The sequence below is a fragment of the Parasphingopyxis sp. genome (assembly GCF_052168295.1).
Classification (GTDB): domain Bacteria; phylum Pseudomonadota; class Alphaproteobacteria; order Sphingomonadales; family Sphingomonadaceae; genus Parasphingopyxis.
The window spans coordinates 1-16521 of sequence record NZ_JBQLZN010000011.1; the positions used below are offsets into that span (position 1 = coordinate 1).

16 protein-coding genes and 1 pseudogene are annotated in these 16521 nt (G+C 59.6%); 3 read left to right on the top strand and 14 right to left on the bottom strand.

Translation table 11 applies throughout. From position 1 onward, the window contains the following. The 9 genes and pseudogenes from ACTS1Z_RS01410 to ACTS1Z_RS01450 form a co-directional block, all read right to left on the bottom strand. Positions 1 to 2387 (bottom strand): annotated as a pseudogene (locus ACTS1Z_RS01410) (hypothetical protein); the annotation flags it as partial. Positions 2388 to 2439: 52 nt separating this feature from the next. After that, positions 2440 to 2736 carry an RHS repeat domain-containing protein gene (locus tag ACTS1Z_RS01415; RefSeq protein ID WP_442622647.1) on the bottom strand — a complete coding sequence of 99 codons (297 nt, stop codon included), beginning with the start codon at positions 2734 to 2736 and terminating at the stop codon, positions 2440 to 2442. Between the two features lie 26 nt (positions 2737 to 2762). After that, positions 2763 to 3098, bottom strand: a complete 336-nt coding sequence (locus tag ACTS1Z_RS01420; protein ID WP_442622648.1) for a hypothetical protein — start codon at positions 3096 to 3098, stop codon at positions 2763 to 2765. A gap of 783 nt (positions 3099 to 3881) precedes the next feature. Beyond that, positions 3882 to 4214, bottom strand: a complete 333-nt coding sequence (locus tag ACTS1Z_RS01425) for a hypothetical protein (RefSeq protein WP_442622649.1) — start codon at positions 4212 to 4214, stop codon at positions 3882 to 3884. 303 nt (positions 4215 to 4517) lie between these two features. After that, entirely contained in the window at positions 4518 to 5006 is a 489-nt protein-coding gene (locus tag ACTS1Z_RS01430; protein ID WP_442622650.1) for a hypothetical protein, read from the bottom strand. Then, on the bottom strand, positions 4999 to 5418 hold the full coding sequence (locus ACTS1Z_RS01435; protein ID WP_442622651.1) for a hypothetical protein: 420 nt from the start codon (positions 5416 to 5418) through the stop codon (positions 4999 to 5001). The genes ACTS1Z_RS01430 and ACTS1Z_RS01435 overlap by 8 nt, the downstream gene beginning before the upstream one ends. 23 nt (positions 5419 to 5441) lie before the next feature. Beyond that, on the bottom strand, positions 5442 to 5813 hold the full coding sequence (locus ACTS1Z_RS01440; protein WP_442622652.1) for a hypothetical protein: 372 nt from the start codon (positions 5811 to 5813) through the stop codon (positions 5442 to 5444). Positions 5814 to 5867: 54 nt separating this feature from the next. Continuing rightward, complete coding sequence (locus tag ACTS1Z_RS01445) at positions 5868 to 6323, bottom strand: LuxR C-terminal-related transcriptional regulator (protein ID WP_442622716.1); 456 nt, start codon at positions 6321 to 6323, stop codon at positions 5868 to 5870. Between the two features lie 207 nt (positions 6324 to 6530). Continuing rightward, complete coding sequence (locus tag ACTS1Z_RS01450; RefSeq protein ID WP_442622653.1) at positions 6531 to 6926, bottom strand: thiol-disulfide oxidoreductase DCC family protein; 396 nt, start codon at positions 6924 to 6926, stop codon at positions 6531 to 6533. A 127-nt stretch (positions 6927 to 7053) separates the two neighbouring features. On the opposite strand from ACTS1Z_RS01450, the gene ACTS1Z_RS01455 reads away from it, so the two are divergent. Further along, entirely contained in the window at positions 7054 to 8838 is a 1785-nt protein-coding gene (locus ACTS1Z_RS01455; RefSeq protein ID WP_442622654.1) for an SLC13 family permease, read from the top strand. Positions 8839 to 8848: 10 nt separating this feature from the next. Here the strand turns inward: ACTS1Z_RS01455 and ACTS1Z_RS01460 are convergent, their stop codons facing one another. The 4 genes from ACTS1Z_RS01460 to ACTS1Z_RS01475 form a co-directional block, all read right to left on the bottom strand. Then, positions 8849 to 10021, bottom strand: coding sequence for an acyl-CoA dehydrogenase family protein (locus ACTS1Z_RS01460; RefSeq protein WP_442622655.1), 1173 nt, complete (start codon positions 10019 to 10021; stop codon positions 8849 to 8851). 49 nt (positions 10022 to 10070) lie between these two features. Beyond that, complete coding sequence (locus tag ACTS1Z_RS01465) at positions 10071 to 10463, bottom strand: VOC family protein (RefSeq protein ID WP_442622656.1); 393 nt, start codon at positions 10461 to 10463, stop codon at positions 10071 to 10073. Positions 10464 to 10493: 30 nt separating this feature from the next. Continuing rightward, positions 10494 to 11603 (bottom strand): S-(hydroxymethyl)glutathione dehydrogenase/class III alcohol dehydrogenase, encoded by a 1110-nt coding sequence (locus tag ACTS1Z_RS01470; RefSeq protein ID WP_442622657.1) that lies wholly within the window; start codon positions 11601 to 11603, stop codon positions 10494 to 10496. 78 nt (positions 11604 to 11681) lie between these two features. After that, positions 11682 to 12155, bottom strand: a complete 474-nt coding sequence (locus ACTS1Z_RS01475; RefSeq protein ID WP_442622658.1) for a VOC family protein — start codon at positions 12153 to 12155, stop codon at positions 11682 to 11684. A gap of 300 nt (positions 12156 to 12455) precedes the next feature. Between ACTS1Z_RS01475 and ACTS1Z_RS01480 the strand changes: the two genes are divergently transcribed. Further along, a complete protein-coding gene (locus tag ACTS1Z_RS01480; RefSeq protein ID WP_442622659.1) occupies positions 12456 to 13619 on the top strand; it encodes a GNAT family N-acetyltransferase in 1164 nt (387 codons plus the stop codon). Further along, entirely contained in the window at positions 13616 to 14458 is an 843-nt protein-coding gene (locus ACTS1Z_RS01485; RefSeq protein WP_442622660.1) for a cupin-like domain-containing protein, read from the top strand. Before ACTS1Z_RS01480 ends, ACTS1Z_RS01485 begins: the two co-directional genes overlap by 4 nt. 391 nt (positions 14459 to 14849) lie before the next feature. Here ACTS1Z_RS01485 and ACTS1Z_RS01490 read toward each other — a convergent pair whose 3' ends face one another. Further along, positions 14850 to 16292 carry a glycosyltransferase family 2 protein gene (locus ACTS1Z_RS01490; RefSeq protein WP_442622661.1) on the bottom strand — a complete coding sequence of 481 codons (1443 nt, stop codon included), beginning with the start codon at positions 16290 to 16292 and terminating at the stop codon, positions 14850 to 14852. Positions 16293 to 16521 lie beyond the last annotated feature (229 nt).

Sequence of the window (16521 nt, forward strand, 5' to 3'; positions counted from 1 at the left end):
ACGGACAGACGGTTGCCGTTCGCGTCATAGGTGTAGGCCGCATAGGTAATCTGGTCGCTCGTGCCATAGGCGCGCAGAATCGATGTGACCTGACCGGCAGCGTCGTAGTTCGTGTAGGTTATGCGGTCATTGCCCTGCGCACCCGGTGCGCCGAGCGTGCAGGCCGAGGCGGGCAGCGCGCCGCCCGAGATAATCCCATTGCTCGATACGCTGGGGAAGGTCGCGGCGTTCATGCGGACGGCACTGCAGATCGGTCGGCTCAGCAAATCGTAGCTGGTGTGGATTACGGAGTAGGTACCGGCGCTCGTGGCGGATGCGACGATAACGGCCCGGCCCATCGCATCATATTGCGTGGCCGTGCGGTTGAGGCTGGCGAAGGTCGAAAGGCTGGTATCAGTCGGCGTGTTCACCGTTCCCGTGTCTTCGAGAATCACCCGGCCCATATTGTCGTAAACGTTCCGCGTAGCAGGCGGCTTGAGCGGACCGCTGCCATCGGGATCGGGGCCAACGGTCGCGATCAGCTCGCGGTTGTCGTTATAGGCATAGCGGGTGGTGTCGGCAGGGCCGGGCAACGGGCCATCCACGGCGATGAGATTGCCTTGGAGGTCATAGCTGTTAGTGACGGCGGTGCTTACGCTGTTATCGCCTGCTCGCGTGGTGACCGTTTCGGGAAGGACGAGGTCGGTATTGGTCTCGTAACCTATTTCCGTGAGAATTTGCCTGTCGGGTATCGTATCGCAATTTGAGCTGACCCGGCAGGTCTGGCTTACCGACAAAACCCGCTGCCCCGACACGGTGACGAAGCTGTTGTCGGTGGTCCAATTCCGTTCGTTACTGAAGCCTGGATACGGCACGAGCGGCCGCTGAATCCGCGTAGGGGCGCTCGTTCCCGAGTCCTCGTAGCGATATTCATAGTTCGACGACGAGCCACTGCTGTTCATGTTTCCGTCGAAATAGCGTTGCGGCTGGTTGCAGTTGCGCGGGTAGGTTCCTTGGCTGCCGCCGCTGCAGCTGGATAAATAGACAGCAGTCTCGGTGATCGTCGCCCCGGACCTCGGACTAGGAATAGCGCGGCGGGCTGTAATGTTGCCGCGGGAGTCGTAGTCGAATTCTAGGCTGTTTCCTTCCGGGTAGCGGATTCTCGTCAGGTAATGCGTCGTGGAGTCGTGATCGTAGAAGGTTGTACGACCGAGCTCGTCGGTGACTTCGACGATGTAGCCCTTTTCCATATGGGCGCGGACCACCATGACACCGAGGAGCGGGTTGGTGCGGGTGATGGTTCGGTACGTGCCGTCGTTACTATAGCTGTACTGCCACCTTCGGTTGTCTGGATCGAACAGTGTCTCAACGCGATGTTGCGGGGTATAGTCGGTGATCCTAACGACCGTATTGTCAGGTCGCCTAATCTCCGTAATCTCGCTGTTGTTGTTGATGTCAAACTGCCAGACCCTGCCCTCGGGGCCTGTTATCGTCTGCGTGGTACCGCTCGGAAACAGGAAATGGTCGGCGTCATCGCTAATGTCATGATTAGGAGTATTGATGGTTAGGCTCTGAACGGTTTCATTGCCTTGCGCAGTGCGCGCATTGAGAACAACCGTTACGTCACGAGCGTTGGCTGCCCCCCAAGAAACCGTATACGACCCTACACTAAATGGGTCACTATCCGTCGAGTAGCTAACATCACCGAAATATCCAACGGAATTGCCTATTCTAATTAGCGATTGATCCGAAAGATTTGCGAGAACCGCACGTAGATTTCCGTATGGAGCATAGGCATAATCTATAGAGGGTATAGGTCCAGGCGTAGTGAATATGAATGTTACCGCATCGCCGTTGCGAGAGAGGAAACTGCAGTAGTCTGTACCCGGCCCAACTTCGCAGTTCAGTGTATTACCTCTTACCGGAGTGACTTCTGCATAGTTGCGGGAAGAGTCTTCAAATTCTGTAGTCACTCCACCGTGATGGACAGTGTAGAGATTATCGGTGTTATCGAACCAGATGGCCGGCAAATTCGTTATCCAGTTCTGCCCGGCCCATTGCATCGAAAACGGTATGGAATGATCCTCTGTCCCTGCCGAAAGGCTGGGGCCGGAAATTCGAAAATAGCCTGTCGAAAGATCGACGCCATTCTCGTCGATATTGTCTATCAAAGGCAAATCTATGGCTGGTCCATACACAGGAGGATTACTCGATGCGGACTGCGCGGCGGCCTGACTGTCAGGTGGAGCTGTTTCCAGGGCTTGGTCCTCGGTTACAACTGCTTGCGAAACGGGTGTTCCTTCGCTGGTGTCGATCGGCTGGGCGGCCCCCGGTACCGATAGGCAGGCTAGCAGGGCGAAAAATGTGGCCTTGATGGCCATGGCGAAGGAAAATCCTGCCCTTTTCATTGATCGGTCTCCTCACGGATCCGGGCGACATGTGTTCTGTTAATATGCGATATCATGGTATTGGGATTACGACCGGCCGGCCGCCGATGATGACGACAACGACTCTCGGCGTCCCGGCAGTCTCGGTGACGCTGATACGGTTGCCGGCATCGTCATAGGTGATTGTCGAGCTCGCGCTGTCGTTACGCCTTTGTTCGATCAGACGACCAAGCGCATCGTAACAGTATGTCTCGACGCTGCCGGCGCCGCTCGGCTCCGGGCAGGGCTGCTGTGCCCGAACCTCTCCGCCGATGAGCAGGGACGATAGGAACAGAGAGGCGGCGAGCCAGCCGTGGGCACCCGTTTGCACCCGAGTGGCAAAAGGGATGCCGGCGCTCATTGTTCTTGAAACATGTAGCTCACGTAGCATGTGCCCGTGCCGCCGATCATCCGGAAGGTTATTGGCGCCTGCTGGACATACGCCGTGAGCGACATGGCATACCATTCAGCATAGGCGGTGTCGGTCGTGCGAAACTTCAGATACAGGCTTGACCCGGGATCGCAGTCTAACTGTGTTTCGTCGCCGGATGTGCGGATCGAGACATCGCCGTTGTTGGAAACCACCAGCCTTTCAATCGTGACATCGCCGCAAAACACGCCGGAGCAAGATGCCGAGGCGAAGGACGGAATTCCAACTGAAATAGCTGCAATTAGGGAGAGAACATATCGCATATGCAGACGCCCCTATCTGTCTTGAAACAGGTAAAGGACGTAACAAGGGCCTGTCCCGCTTTCCAAGTTCATCGACATTGGAACTTGCTGGACGAAGGCGGTTAGAAGCAATGCATACCAATCCTCATATTGCGGGTCCGTTTGTCGCATCGTGATATAGTCCGTTGGGCGCGGCGCGCAGTCCAGATCGCTCTCTACGCCTGAGGTACGAAAACGCGTTTCCTGATCGACGAGCCACACACGCGTGATTAGGACATTTGAGCACCGTTCTCCCGAACAATTCGCAGATGCGCTAATTGGGATGCCGATCATCAAGCCTACAAGAAAGATGGATAAATATCGCATCAGCACCCTCCCAGTCACAGCTGCCGTTACTCCAATATTACGCTGAAAACCTCATAACTTCGATACTAAAGAATCATCCATTTTGGGTGCTTGTGCACCTCATTCGAGATTTGCCTAGAAATAATTGTTTCGGGATGATTTGAAAATAACTTCAATGCCCATTTCGGTCTTGCCTAGCGAAGAGCCGAAGTTGCTTATTAGGTCGGCCATAATGTTGCCCTTTCGCCAATGAGGCGTAGGAAAGAGGATCAGCGACTTACAACAGTGCCCATTTGGTATCCCAATTATTGGGACATGCCTTTCTAACCCAATTTGTCGGCCAGCTGGGCAAAGCTCCGCCGCCGTTCGCGTAGTATATCCATGGTTGAGAGCGCAGATAGGCGTGCGTTGAGACGGTTGGTTATCGCAGGACATATTGGCTGCATCGGCTGACGGAAACTATTTGCTTTGAAAAATGTACGCGACGTAGCACGTTCCGGTTCCGCTTTCTGTGCGTATAGTGATGGGTTGTTCTTGAACGAATGCGGTCAAGACCAGTGCGTACCAGTCCTCATATTCAACGTCCGAGCGCCGCATCCGGATGTAGTCACCCGTGCCTGGATCGCAGTCGAGCGCGTCGGCATCGCCCGAGGTGCGAAGAAAAGTGTTTGGCCCATTGATGTAGACAACAGTTACGAGCACGTTGTTGCAAAACTCGCCCGAACAATTGGCTGATGTGGCCGTAGGAAGGGTCAGAAAAAACAAGGCGATAAGTGGTAGTAGAATGCGCATGGCGTCCCCCTTTCGCCAAGCAGGCGTACGAAAGAGGATCGGCGATTAACAACAGTGACCGTTTGGTATCCCAAATATTGGGACAAGGCTTTCGTTACGGATTTGCGTCGGCGGCCTGCTCAATAGCAGCCATTGTTCGCCTGTTTAGGTGATGGAGTTGAAACTGGCTTAGCTAACACCAGTGTGACTTGCGCGGAGATCATCACCAAACTCCGGATTTCAGTTATACGTTATACGCGCTTCGATAGTACTAGGCGTTCTCGTGGTTCGGCCTATAGCCGGTCCGTATCGGCGCGGCTTGTCTCAGCCCCGCTCTGGATCGCCGGATACGGACTGGGTCATGCGCTCGAGCCAATGGTTCATGCCGGCGATGGCGTTGGGCGTCAGGGATATGCGGGCTTCCTGCGACCCTTCGTCTTCCAGCGTCCGGGCGACCAGCTTGCGGGCTTCCAATATGCCGAGCCAGCGCAGCCCCGATTTCTCCGGTATCGACACGGCCGGTCCGACCGCGGATTCGAGGACGGGCCTGCCTTCCGATTCCGCGACATATAATTCGAGCAATATGTCCCATGCGGGATCGGAAAACAGGCCCTTGGGGAACTGCCATTCCCGCTCGCGGCGGGCCTGCAGATAGGTCTTCAGGAAGCGGGCGCCGTGCGGACGGATACGCTCTGGTTCAAGCGCATCGTCTGCACGGCCAGCACCTGCAGTTTGCTGCAGCGCCGACTCGGTTTCGGCGAATTCCCCGGGGGAGCCATCGGTATCAAAGGGTTTGCGCGGTTGTTCAGTCATGGTCGGTAATACCGAAGCGGCGGTCGCGAGCCACGCCGATCAGGATGACGAGCAACATGGGAACTGCCCAGAGCGTCGCGAGGCCGAAATAGACCCGTGCTGCAAAATGCGGCGCGACGAGCACCGCAAGATGCGACGTCATGGCGATCAGATGAAATCCCGTCACCCATAAGGGCCACCAGCGATTGGTGCGCATGGCGACCCAGTAGAGCCCCACCAGCACGGCAAAGTCGACGATCATTACCGGCCATGCCACCTGATTCCAGGATTCCTGCAGGATCTGGGCGGGGATGGTCAGCAACGCGCCGGCGATGAATATCGCGGCCACCATCCGGCCGTCGCGACCTCCAAAAACGGCGCCGTAGGTACAGCACAGGATCGTCAACGCCCAAAAGAGTATCGGCAATGCCATGTGACTGGACGACCACGCCGCAACTATTCAGTCAACTTGCGACGATCGAGCGCGTCTTCGTTTGCCGACGGCTTGAGTTGGCGAGCCGATGCGGACGGCGGGTCCCACGGACAACCGAGTGCTTCGGGTGCATCGGGATTTCTTTTCGAGATCGCCTGCATCATGCGCACCGATTTGCGAAGCTGTTCGCGGCCCTCGAGGAGTTTGACCGATCCTTCGACCATGTTGCCGTAGAGGTCCTGCGTTACGTTGATCGGCAGGTTGGCGGTCTTGGCCGTCTGCAGAATCGACGAGAGGAGAACGGCGTTGGTGAGGAGCGCGTCGTCCGCGGCGGCGACGGCGGCCTGCGTGTCGGCCTGGAGGACGGGGATGGATGCTACGTCGAATTTGTACATGATTCTCCTTTCGCGGACGGCGATCCGCGTCGAATTTCGTGCTGCGATGTCGGTTTATTCAAAGACCCAGAGGATGCCCGCAGTGACGAGGGTTATCGCCAATATTATGCTGAAGCCGAAAGCTGCGACCTTGATGATGGCATAGTGTCGTTCGATCCAAGCTAGGTCATTGGCCTCTCCCCCAATCTTCGGAAGATCGAAGAGCCGGCCTGTCGACCCGCTCGCCCGTCCGTCCATTGCATTGGCGGCCAGAGTGCTGGATTTGAACGGTAAAACAACCGTTCCCGATGGTGATCCCAATTTTTGGGACTGTTCCGCATCGACGATTATGCGCGCCGCATCACGGCGGTTGGACGCGCCGACCAGCGGCAATGCGCGCTTTATGTACGTGTCGACGGTATTGTGGGAGAGACCCGTTTCGCGTGCGATTTCTTTGGAGGACATGCCCTGCGCGACGAGCCGCAGGCAGGAAATTTGCCCTTCGGACAGTTCGGAGAATTGATGTGCGATCCTACGCCTCCGTGTGCGCTTGTTCTATTGTTTCAACCTTCCCCCTCTTACCGCAATGATAGGCGAGTTTCGTTAATTGACCAAGCCCGGAGCGCCATCGGATCGCCGGCGAAAATTTTATCGCTCTATTTCAGTGAATTGGCACCATCTATTTGGTTGGAGCTCGCACATAATACCGGAAAAAACGGGTTTGCGCGCGGCAAAATGTTAACGCGCAAGCCGTTTCCTGGACAGTCCGATCAGCGCGTGAAGGCCGGGCCGAATGCGCAGAAAAGCGCGATACAGCCGCTCCAGCAGCCACAGGACCACACGGTTGCGCGCGGCGAGGCCCAGCGGACGCAGTAGCGGGATCTGGCGCCACATCGCGGCAAAGGCCGCCGCGCCGGACAGGATGCGGCCATTCTCTTCCGCGTGGAAACGGGCGAGCAGTGTCTCGCGATTGATCGGGCAGGACGTCTCGGCATCGCTGACATCGACAAAGTCGACCCGGCCACGGCGGTCGAGATTGCGCATCACCGCGATCTCGCGGGCGCAGATCGGGCAGCCGCCATCATACCACACTTTCGTGCGGGGCGATTCGGTGCGGTCTGGTCGTGCGGTCATAGCTTCAGCCATGGCCGGATATTCGCATAAGGAGGCTCGGCCGGCGAGACGGACTTTGGAACAGGCGCACCGCACACATCCGTCGAAGCATATGGCCGTGAACGCCGCGCGCCGCTAACCCGCTGCGATGGACGTGATCGAGCAAGCCCTTGATTCGCAATCGGCCTGGGTCGGTCTGCTCGTGCTGATCGGGCTGTTCGTCCTGTTCATTTCGGAAAAACTGCCCCCGGTGATCATTGCCGTCATCGGGGCGGCGGCGATGCTGATCCTCGGCTATCTGCCGCGCGAGGACATGGAGCAGGTCTTCGCCAATCCGGCGCCGATCACCATCGCGGCGATGTTCGTGCTGTCCGGCGCGCTGATCCGGACGGGCGTGGTGGAGGCGCTGGCGAGCGCGGCCGAACGGCGGGCGGAGGGCCGGCCGACGCGATCGATCGGCGAGGTGCTCGGCGGCGCATTTTTCGCCTCGTCCATCGTCAACAATACGCCGGTCGTCATCGTCCTCGTGCCGATCATGCGGCGGATCGCGGCGGTCGCCGGGACGACGGCGCAGCGGCTGCTGATCCCGCTCTCCTATCTCTCGATCATGGGTGGCACGCTGACGCTGATCGGCACGTCTACCAACCTCCTCGTCGACGGCGTTGCGCAACGCGCCGGCCAGCCCGCCTTCGGCATTTTCGAGCTCACGGCCGTCGGCCTCGTCGCGGCATCGGCGGGCATGATTCTGATGCTGCTGACCGGCTGGTTCCTTCTGCCCAAGCGCAGCAAGGAGGACATGGACCCGCGGCCTGTCGAGGAACGCTTCCTGTCGGAACTGGCGATAGACGAATATCATCCCGATCTCGGCAAATTCTACGCCGAGACCGGTGAGTTCGCACGCTCGGGCATCCGGCCGATCGCGCTGAAACGCGGCGGCGAGCTGATCCGGCACGGCATCGACAGGCTGCTCGTCGAAGTGGGCGACCGGCTGGTGCTCGCCGCCGACGAGGCCGAGCTGCTCTCTCTCGAAGAGACCTATGGCCTCGGCGTGGGCGTCGCCAACCGGCCGCTGCCGCCAGCCGAAACGGACCGCATCGTCACCGCCTCGATCGCGCCGACGCATCCGGCCATCGGCCGCAACCTGTCGCAGATACCGTTTTTGACGCGCACCAATGCGCGCGTGCTCGGCCTCATGCGCTCGCGGCACATGCCCGGACCGACGCTCGGCGAGATCAAGCTGCGCGCCGCCGACAACCTTCTCATCAAAGGCGGTCCGGCCTGCATTGCGGCGATCGAGGCCAATGTGAACCTGATCGCGATCGAGGAGGCCGAGGTCCGCCCCTATCGTCGTCTGCGCGCGCCGATCGCTGTGGGCACGATGCTCTCGATCGTCACGCTTGCGGCGCTCGGCGTCTGGACGATCGAGTTGCTGGCGATCGTCGGCGTCGCGGTCGTGCTGGCGACGCGCTGCATCGATCCGGAAGAGGCGTGGAAGGCGATCGACGGCAATGTCATCGTGCTCATCTTCGGTATGCTCGGCGTCGGCGTCGGGCTGCAAAAGGCCGGGACGGTCGATCTCATCGTGGAGGCGGTTTTGCCGTTCCTCACCTCGGCGTCCCCGCTGTTATTGCTGATCCTGATCTACGCGCTGACATCGGTGCTGACCGAGCTCGTCACCAACAACGCCGTCGCGGTGATCATGACGCCGATCGTGCTGACGCTCGCCGAGCAGCTCGGCATCGATCCCCGTCCGCTGCTCTTCACCGTGATGTTCGCCGCCTCGGCGAGCTTCGCGACGCCGATCGGCTATCAGACCAACACCATCGTCTACGCCGCCGGCGGTTATCGCTTCGCCGACTTCCTGAAGATCGGCCTGCCGATGAATATAGTCGTCGGCCTCGTCACCTGCTGGGCCATCGACCGGATGGTGTGAGGGCAGGGGACTACCGCCCGAAGAGCTGTCGCCCGGCCAGATCGAGCATGATTTCTTCCGATCCACCGCCGATCGCGTTGACGCGGACCTCGCGATAGATACGCTCGACCTTCGAGCCCTGCAGATAGGACGCGCCGCCCAGCACCTGCGCGGCGTCGCGCGCGACGCGCTCCAGCATCTCGGTCGCCTGCACCTTGAGCATCGCGAAATCGGCGGGCTGGCCCTTGCCCTGGCTTTCGGCCCAAGCGCATTGATCGACCCACGCCTGGGTCGCGCCGATCCGCCGCGCCATGTCGGCGAGCTTCACGCGGATGACCTGATGGCCGGCCAATGGTTTCCCAAATGTCTGCCGCTCGCGCGCCCAGTCGGCGGCCTCTTTCAGGCAGACGCGGGCAAAGGCGCAGCAGCTCATCGCCATGCCGAGCCGCTCGCGATTGAAGTTGCGCATGATGCCGATAAAGCCGCCATTCTCCTCGCCGATCAGATTGGCGGCGGGCACGCGGACGTCCTCGAGATAGATCGCCGCCGTGTCCGAACAGTGCCAGCCCATCTTTTCGAGCGGCGTGCGGCTGACGCCCTCCCGGTCCATCTCGATCAACAGCAGCGATATGCCGCCCGCGCCTTCGCCGCCCGTGCGCACGGCGGTCGTCATATAGTCGGCGCGCATGCCGGAGGTGATGAACATCTTCTGGCCGTTGACGATATAGTCGCCGCCATCCCTGACGGCGCGGGTTTTCAGGTTCGCGACGTCGGATCCGCCCGACGGCTCGGTGATGCCGAGCGCGATGATCTTCTCGCCCGCGAGCACGGGCGGGGCGATCCGCTGCTTCAATTCGTCGGAGCCGATCGCGAGGATCGGGGGCAGGCCGATACCGTGGGTCATCAGCGAGGCGCCGAGGCCGCCCGCGCCGACTTGCGCCAGCCCGTCGGTCACCACCATGCCGTGAAAGATATCGAAGCCCTCGGAATGCCCGCCATATTCCTCGGGATAGTTGAGGCCGAGAATGCCGGCCTCGGCCGCTTTCTTGTGGAGCTCGCGGGGCAACTCCCGCTCAGCCTCCCAGCGATCGATATGCGGCTCTATCTCGCGCGCGACAAAGGTGCGGACGCTATCTGCGAGCGCATCATGGGTTTCGTCGTAGAAGGGCGACCGCGCCCGCCAGGCTTCGAAATCATAGGTCATGTTTCACATTCCCGGCTGGGCGCGGCGCTCACCTTCGATCGTCAGCGGCTCAGCCGGCGCGGTGCATCGCGCACAGCTTGTTGCCGTCGGGATCGCGGACATAGGAGAGGTTCATATTGCCCATGCTGGATTCGCGCAGGCCGGGCGGATCTTCGATCGAGGTACCGCCGGCCGCGACGCCGGCATCGTGAAACGCTTTCACCTGTTCGAAGGACTCGCAGGCGAAACCGATGGTCGCGCCATTCGCGCAGGTGGCGGGTTCGCCGTCGATGGGTTCGCTGACGCCGAACACGCCGCCATTATGAATCCAGAACAGGCGTGTATGGCCGCTGTCGCTGACATTCTCCATCGGCTCGCCGGCGCCCAGTGTGCCGAGCACGGCGTTATAGAATGTCTTCGCTTTCTCCACGTCGTTCGTGCCGACCATGATATGGGAAAACATATATTTATCTCCTTCGGTTGAGAGGTGCGATCAATAGACGACGACGCTGCGGATGCTCTCCCCCGCATGCATCATGTCGAAGCCCTTGTTGATGTCGTCGAGCGAGAGTCGGTGGGTGATCATCGGATCGATCGCGATCTTGCCGTCCATATACCAGTCGACGATCTTGGGAATGTCCGTCCGCCCGCGTGCGCCGCCGAACGCGGTACCTTTCCAAACTCGGCCCGTCACAAGCTGGAAGGGGCGGGTCGAGATTTCCTTGCCCGCTTCGGCGACGCCGATGATAACGCTTTCGCCCCAGCCGCGATGGCAGGCCTCGAGCGCCGTGCGCATAACGTCCGTATTGCCCGTGCAATCGAACGTGTAGTCCGCCCCGCCGCCCGTCATCTCGACGAGATGTGTTACGAGATCGCCCGACACGTCGTTGGGGTTCACGAAATCGGTCATGCCGAACTTGCGGCCCCATTCCTCGCGGTCCGGGTTGATGTCGACGCCGATGATCTGGCTTGCCCCGACCAGCTTCGCGCCCTGAATGACGTTAAGCCCGATCCCGCCCAGCCCGAACACGATAACGGTCGCCCCGGCCTCGACATCGGCCGTATTGATCACAGCGCCGACCCCGGTCGTCACGCCGCAACCGACATAGCAGCTCGTTTCGAACGGTGCGTCCTCGCGGATCTTCGCGACGGCGATTTCGGGCAGCACCGTAAAGTTCGAGAAGGTCGAACAGCCCATATAATGGTAGATCGTCTCGCCCTTATAGCTGAACCGGCTGGTCCCGTCGGGCATCACGCCCTTGCCCTGCGTATCGCGGATCGCGGTGCAGAGGTTGGTCTTCTGAGAGAGGCAGCTTTTGCATTGGCGGCATTCGGGGATGTAGGCCGGGATCACATGGTCGTCCGGCGCGACCGAGGTCACGTCCGCGCCGACTTCGCGGACGATGCCCGCGCCTTCATGACCGAGGATGGACGGAAAGATGCCCTCGCTGTCGAACCCGTCCAATGTGTAAGCGTCCGTGTGGCAGATGCCGGTGGCCATCAGCTCGACCAGCACCTCGCCCTCTTTGGGCCCTTCCAGGTCCAGCTCGACAATCTCCAAAGGCTGCTTCGCCGCGAAGGCGACGGCGGCGCGCGTTTTCATGGATGCTCCTCCCCCGAAGATCGAACGAGCGATGGGGATAGCCCCGATCGCCGGGATTGGATAGGGGCCGTTCGCGGCTTACTCCGGCGTGGCGGGCTCCCAGAGCTGGATCGGATTGCCTTCGGGATCGGAGAGGCGCGCAAAACGCCCGTTCGGATAGGTCTCCGGATCGATCTCCACCGCGATATCGTTCGCCCGGAGTTGTGCCGCCATCGCATCGAGATCGGCGACCCGGAAATTGATCATCCACATCTGTTCGGGCCGGCCGAAATATTCGGTCGTCGCGCTGAACGGCCCGAAAACGGTCGGCCCGGCTTCCTGCTGCCAGGGCTCTACCTCGTAGGTTTGCGGGGTGAGGTCGACACCCAGATTGTCGCGATACCAGAGCGCCAGCGCCGCCGGGTCCTGTGCGCGGAAGAAGAAGCCGCCGATGCCGAGCACGCGCTCCATTGCGGCGCCTTCATCGGTCTGCGCCATTGACGGGGTGCTGGCACCCAGCCCGATCGCAAACATCGTGGCGGTTACCGCCGCTATCCGGTTTCTTGCCGCCATTTTCGCCCTCCGATTATGCCCGCATGAACACTAAGCCGTCCCGACGGGCAATGTAAGCCCGCCCCGGCCTTTGACGAACGGCATCGATCGCAAATGCATTTCGCCGGGCGCGATTCTCTGCGCATTTCATTCATCCTGCGGTGCGGACGCGCTGCTCTCCGTTGCTCTCAGCGACGCAGGCAGCCGGTCGGTGGGCTCACCATCGGATCGGTTAACCCGTAATTTCAACACCTTATTAAGCAAATGGTGAAATTAAATTGCTGAAATTCTCGTACGGGCGGATTTCGCAAGGGGAGATTCATGGCGAGCAGGGCGCCAGCAGAACGCGGGGCGATCGAAACTGCCCCTTACCGGGCGTCGTCGATATCGACGGCTGCTTGCGTGCCGTGGCGGCAATTGGCCGAGGAACAGCAGGCCTGGAAGAATCTGGCGGACCGCTCCGCCGATCCCAACCCTTTCTACGAGAGCTGGTATCTTCTCCCGTCGCTGGCCCGCCTGGATGACGCCGGCGATACGGCGGTATTCCGCGCGGTCCGCGACGGCGAACTTGTCGGGCTGCTTCCGATAACGCGGCAGCGCAACTATTGGGGATGGCCGCTCGCCCATCTGGGCAATTGGCTCCATTCCAACATCTTTTACGGCGCGCCGTTGGTCGCAGCGGGCGCCGAGGAATATTTCTGGCGCTCGTTGCTCGACTGGGCGGACGAAAATACGCGGCTGCCGCTCTTCCTGCATCTGAAGCGGATCGCGCTCGCAGGCCCGGTCTATGAGGGACTGAAATCGGTTCTCGCCGACGATGGACGCCCCTGGGGGGTTGTCGAGCGCAAAGAGCGGGCATTGCTGTCGTCTCGCCTCGACGCCGATGCCTATCTGCAGAAATCGCTGTCCGCGCGAAAACGCAAGGATCTGAACCGCCGCTTCCGCCGTCTGAGCGAGGTAGGCGACACGGAGTTCCGATGGGAGACGGGGGCCAGCCGTCTAGACGAATGGATCGAGGAATTTCTCGCGCTCGAGGCGTCCGGCTGGAAGGGTGAAGGCGGTTCGGCCCTCGCGTGCGACGACGCCAAGACGGCTCTGTTCCGGGATAGCCTGAGAGGCGCGGGAACGCATGAGCGGCTCATCCGCCTGTCGTTGCGCGTCGACGGCAAGCCCATCGCGATGCTCTCGACATTTCTCACGCCGCCCGGGGCGTTCGGCTTCAAAACCGCTTTCGACGAAGACTATGCGCGATTTGCGCCGGGGCTGTTGCTCGAGCGCGAGTTCGTCAGCGTGCTGCGACGGTTCGGGATCCGCTGGTGCGACAGCTGCGCCGCCGCGGATCACAGCGTGATGAACCGGATGTGGCAGGAACGCAGACCTGTCGGCCGGATATCTATCGCAATCGGCGGCCGCTTTCGCCGCGCGGTCTTCGCTCCGATCGTTCGCAGAGAGATGGCCGGCATTGTTTCAGGAGCACAAGCATGACGATCTTTCCCGTTTCCGCGCAATCCAGATTTGCCGAGAATTATCCGGAGGTCGCCCACACGCTGAAGCACGGTCTCGACAGCCATCCGCTGCTCGATCTCGAGGCATTGGCCGATCTCTCGGGAAAGCTGCCACTGGATTCGATCGAGTGTAATCGCGGCGACCAGCCGATCGGCGTCGATGGCGTGCCCGAGCAGTTCCGCGAACAGGCGGCCGAAACGATCCTCAACATCGAAAAGGCGGGTTTCTGGGTCTGCCTGCGCAATGTCGAGCAGCAGCCGGAATATGCCGAACTCCTGGAGCAATTGCTGGCGGAGATGCGCCCCCGGATCGAGCCGAAGACGGGGCGGATGCTCAACCTTCAATGCTTTCTTTTCGCCACCTCGCCGGGCGGCGTGACGCCCTATCATTTCGATCCCGAACACAACATCCTGTTACAGGTGCGGGGCTCGAAGGTGATGACCGTGTTTCCCGCCGGCGACACTGCCTGCGCGGCCGACGAAATCCACGAAGCCTATCATCGGGGAGGCCGGCCCGAACTGCCGTGGCGCGAGGACATGGCGCAGCGGGGAACGCCGTTCGCCATCGGCCCCGGAGAGGCGGTCTATGTGCCCGTGATGGCGCCGCATTATGTGACCAACGGCGCAGAGGTTTCGGTTTCGATTTCGATCACATGGCGGTCCGAATGGAGCTATGCGGAATCGGATGCGCGCTGTTTCAACGCCTGGGTGCGGCAGATGGGCCTGACCCCGAAAGCGCCGGCGCGCTGGCCGCACCAGAACCGCGCCAAGGCCTATGGCTGGCGCGCGATGCGCAAACTGCGCCGGGCCGCGGGCTGAGCAGCGGTTGCGGTGCGCAAGATCGCAAAGCCCACCGATCGATCATCACGCTTCCGTTGCAGACTATCAGGCCGGTAGGGCCGGTAGCCGGCAGCGCCACCAAAATCCCGAGTAATGCTGGCGCCGAAATAGTGCAGGCGCCCTTGACCAGTACGGTGTCAGGCTTGCGCGTCGCGAGTACAGTCTCAAGCCCCGTCATCGTGCCGACGGTCACGTCGGTCAACGATTGCTCGGCTTTCATGCCGAGCTGATATCAGATTGAAAAAACCGTGCGCGTTCGATGCCCACCGCTACTCAAGCGTTGAAAACGATCAATGAGGAAGCTTGGCGTTTCGTTTCACCGCGTTTGAAAAAGCAGTTGGTCGCTTTCCTCCAGTTCACGTCAACTGGCTTACGGCGATCGGGTTCTAATTTCCTGTTTCGGCGCGATGCCGAAATCGATGAGAGCCTGTTGTACATGTTTGATCTCATTCTCATAGAGATGATTTTCAACGTCCGGTGAACTCAAGATAGCGGTTCCATATCGCTTCACTTTAGCTGCGTTTCTTCGCCGAATTTCAAAGAACATCAGCATATATAAGCATCTTGGTGTCGTTAGCCCGTGTTCGCGGATAAGCGCTCGCGCGGCCTTGCGGTCGCCCGTATGGAATTCGAGTATCGCCGAGAGTTCGGCAGCTCCGGTTTGATCGCCAGTCGATCGTTGATACTGCGCAATGACAGATCGCGCCTGTCCGCGCCCGCGCATGGCGAATACTTTGGCCCGATTGAACAAAAATTCTTGAGACGAATACACGCAATCAGCAAGAAACTTGAGGCGGTTTTCCCAACGCTGAAAGTTTTGCTCCTGGCGTGCCAACTGACGCGCAATGATCAAGAGGCACCGCGCAATCTCAAATCGGGCCAAGCCCGACTTCTTAAGTGCGCGTAGAGTTTGCATAGGATTCGGCAGATATCTCTCCGCGACGGAGAAGAGAAACTCTTCAATGCCAGCTGTCGTCTCCCCTGACCAAAACTCGCGTCGACCGTAATATGCATCGTCCGCCTCATTGCGGTAAGTTTTTTCCAGCAAACATTTAAGTTGCTCGTTTTCTTTGTGTCTTTCGAGATCGACCGCCTCGGTTCTCGTCTTGATTTTCCACCCGCTGTTAAGATTCCAAATGTGTGCGATGGAAAATTGCGAAGAAAGATCGGGATCCTCTTCGACACCGACGACTCGGTGAACATCGGGCCAGAGTTCGTCACGACCGCGAGGAGCGAGTATCCATTTCGGAGGCTGAACTCGCCGCGGGATTTGTTCGTAATAACCGGTAGCGTGACAGAGCCGATCCGGTTCTGCGAAATACTTAAGCCGTTCAAACCGCGCATACCCACTATTGGCATTGACGCAAGCATCGACGAGGTCGGTATCGCCACCGTCGGAATAAAGCAGTTCGTCTATGTCAGCGTTGAAAATGACCCGCGCTTCCAACAACGCTCGATGATGGCAATGCGCCAACATGCATGGCTGCGCGGACGCCGAGTCTTGATACGCTCCAACCTGAATATCAAGCTGGGGACCGTAGCGAAAAGGCCAATCGACCACATGGCACCCGTCAATGGCTGATAGGCCGTGTCGCAGCTGGTCGGTAGAATAGTCGGAAGAACTATTGTCGTAGATGAGGAAGGAGTCGAAGCCGAAATTTTCTCTATAGTATAAGCACCAATCCCTTATCCACTCTATCTTGTTATCCTTTTGCAAAGTGATGAGGACATTCCGCCCGGAAAAGTACTTGGAAAGATTCGGTTGCGGGGCGATCGCAAATTTTGTTCCGCCGACGGTGAGTTCAATTGTCAAAGTGGTTTTCCGCGGCTCAACGGCTATGATAGTGGTACCGCCGCCTGCGGCCGATGGCGTAACCGCGACGTCATGTTTCAGCTTCTCTCCGGATTGGGCACAAGAGAACGTAAATTCATATGACAATTTCGACAGCCAAGTCAGACGAGGCCCCAGACACAGAATAGTATTGCCGTCTTTGGACCAGAAAACATCGTTGAAGATGGTAAGATAATCGAACTTCTCTTCA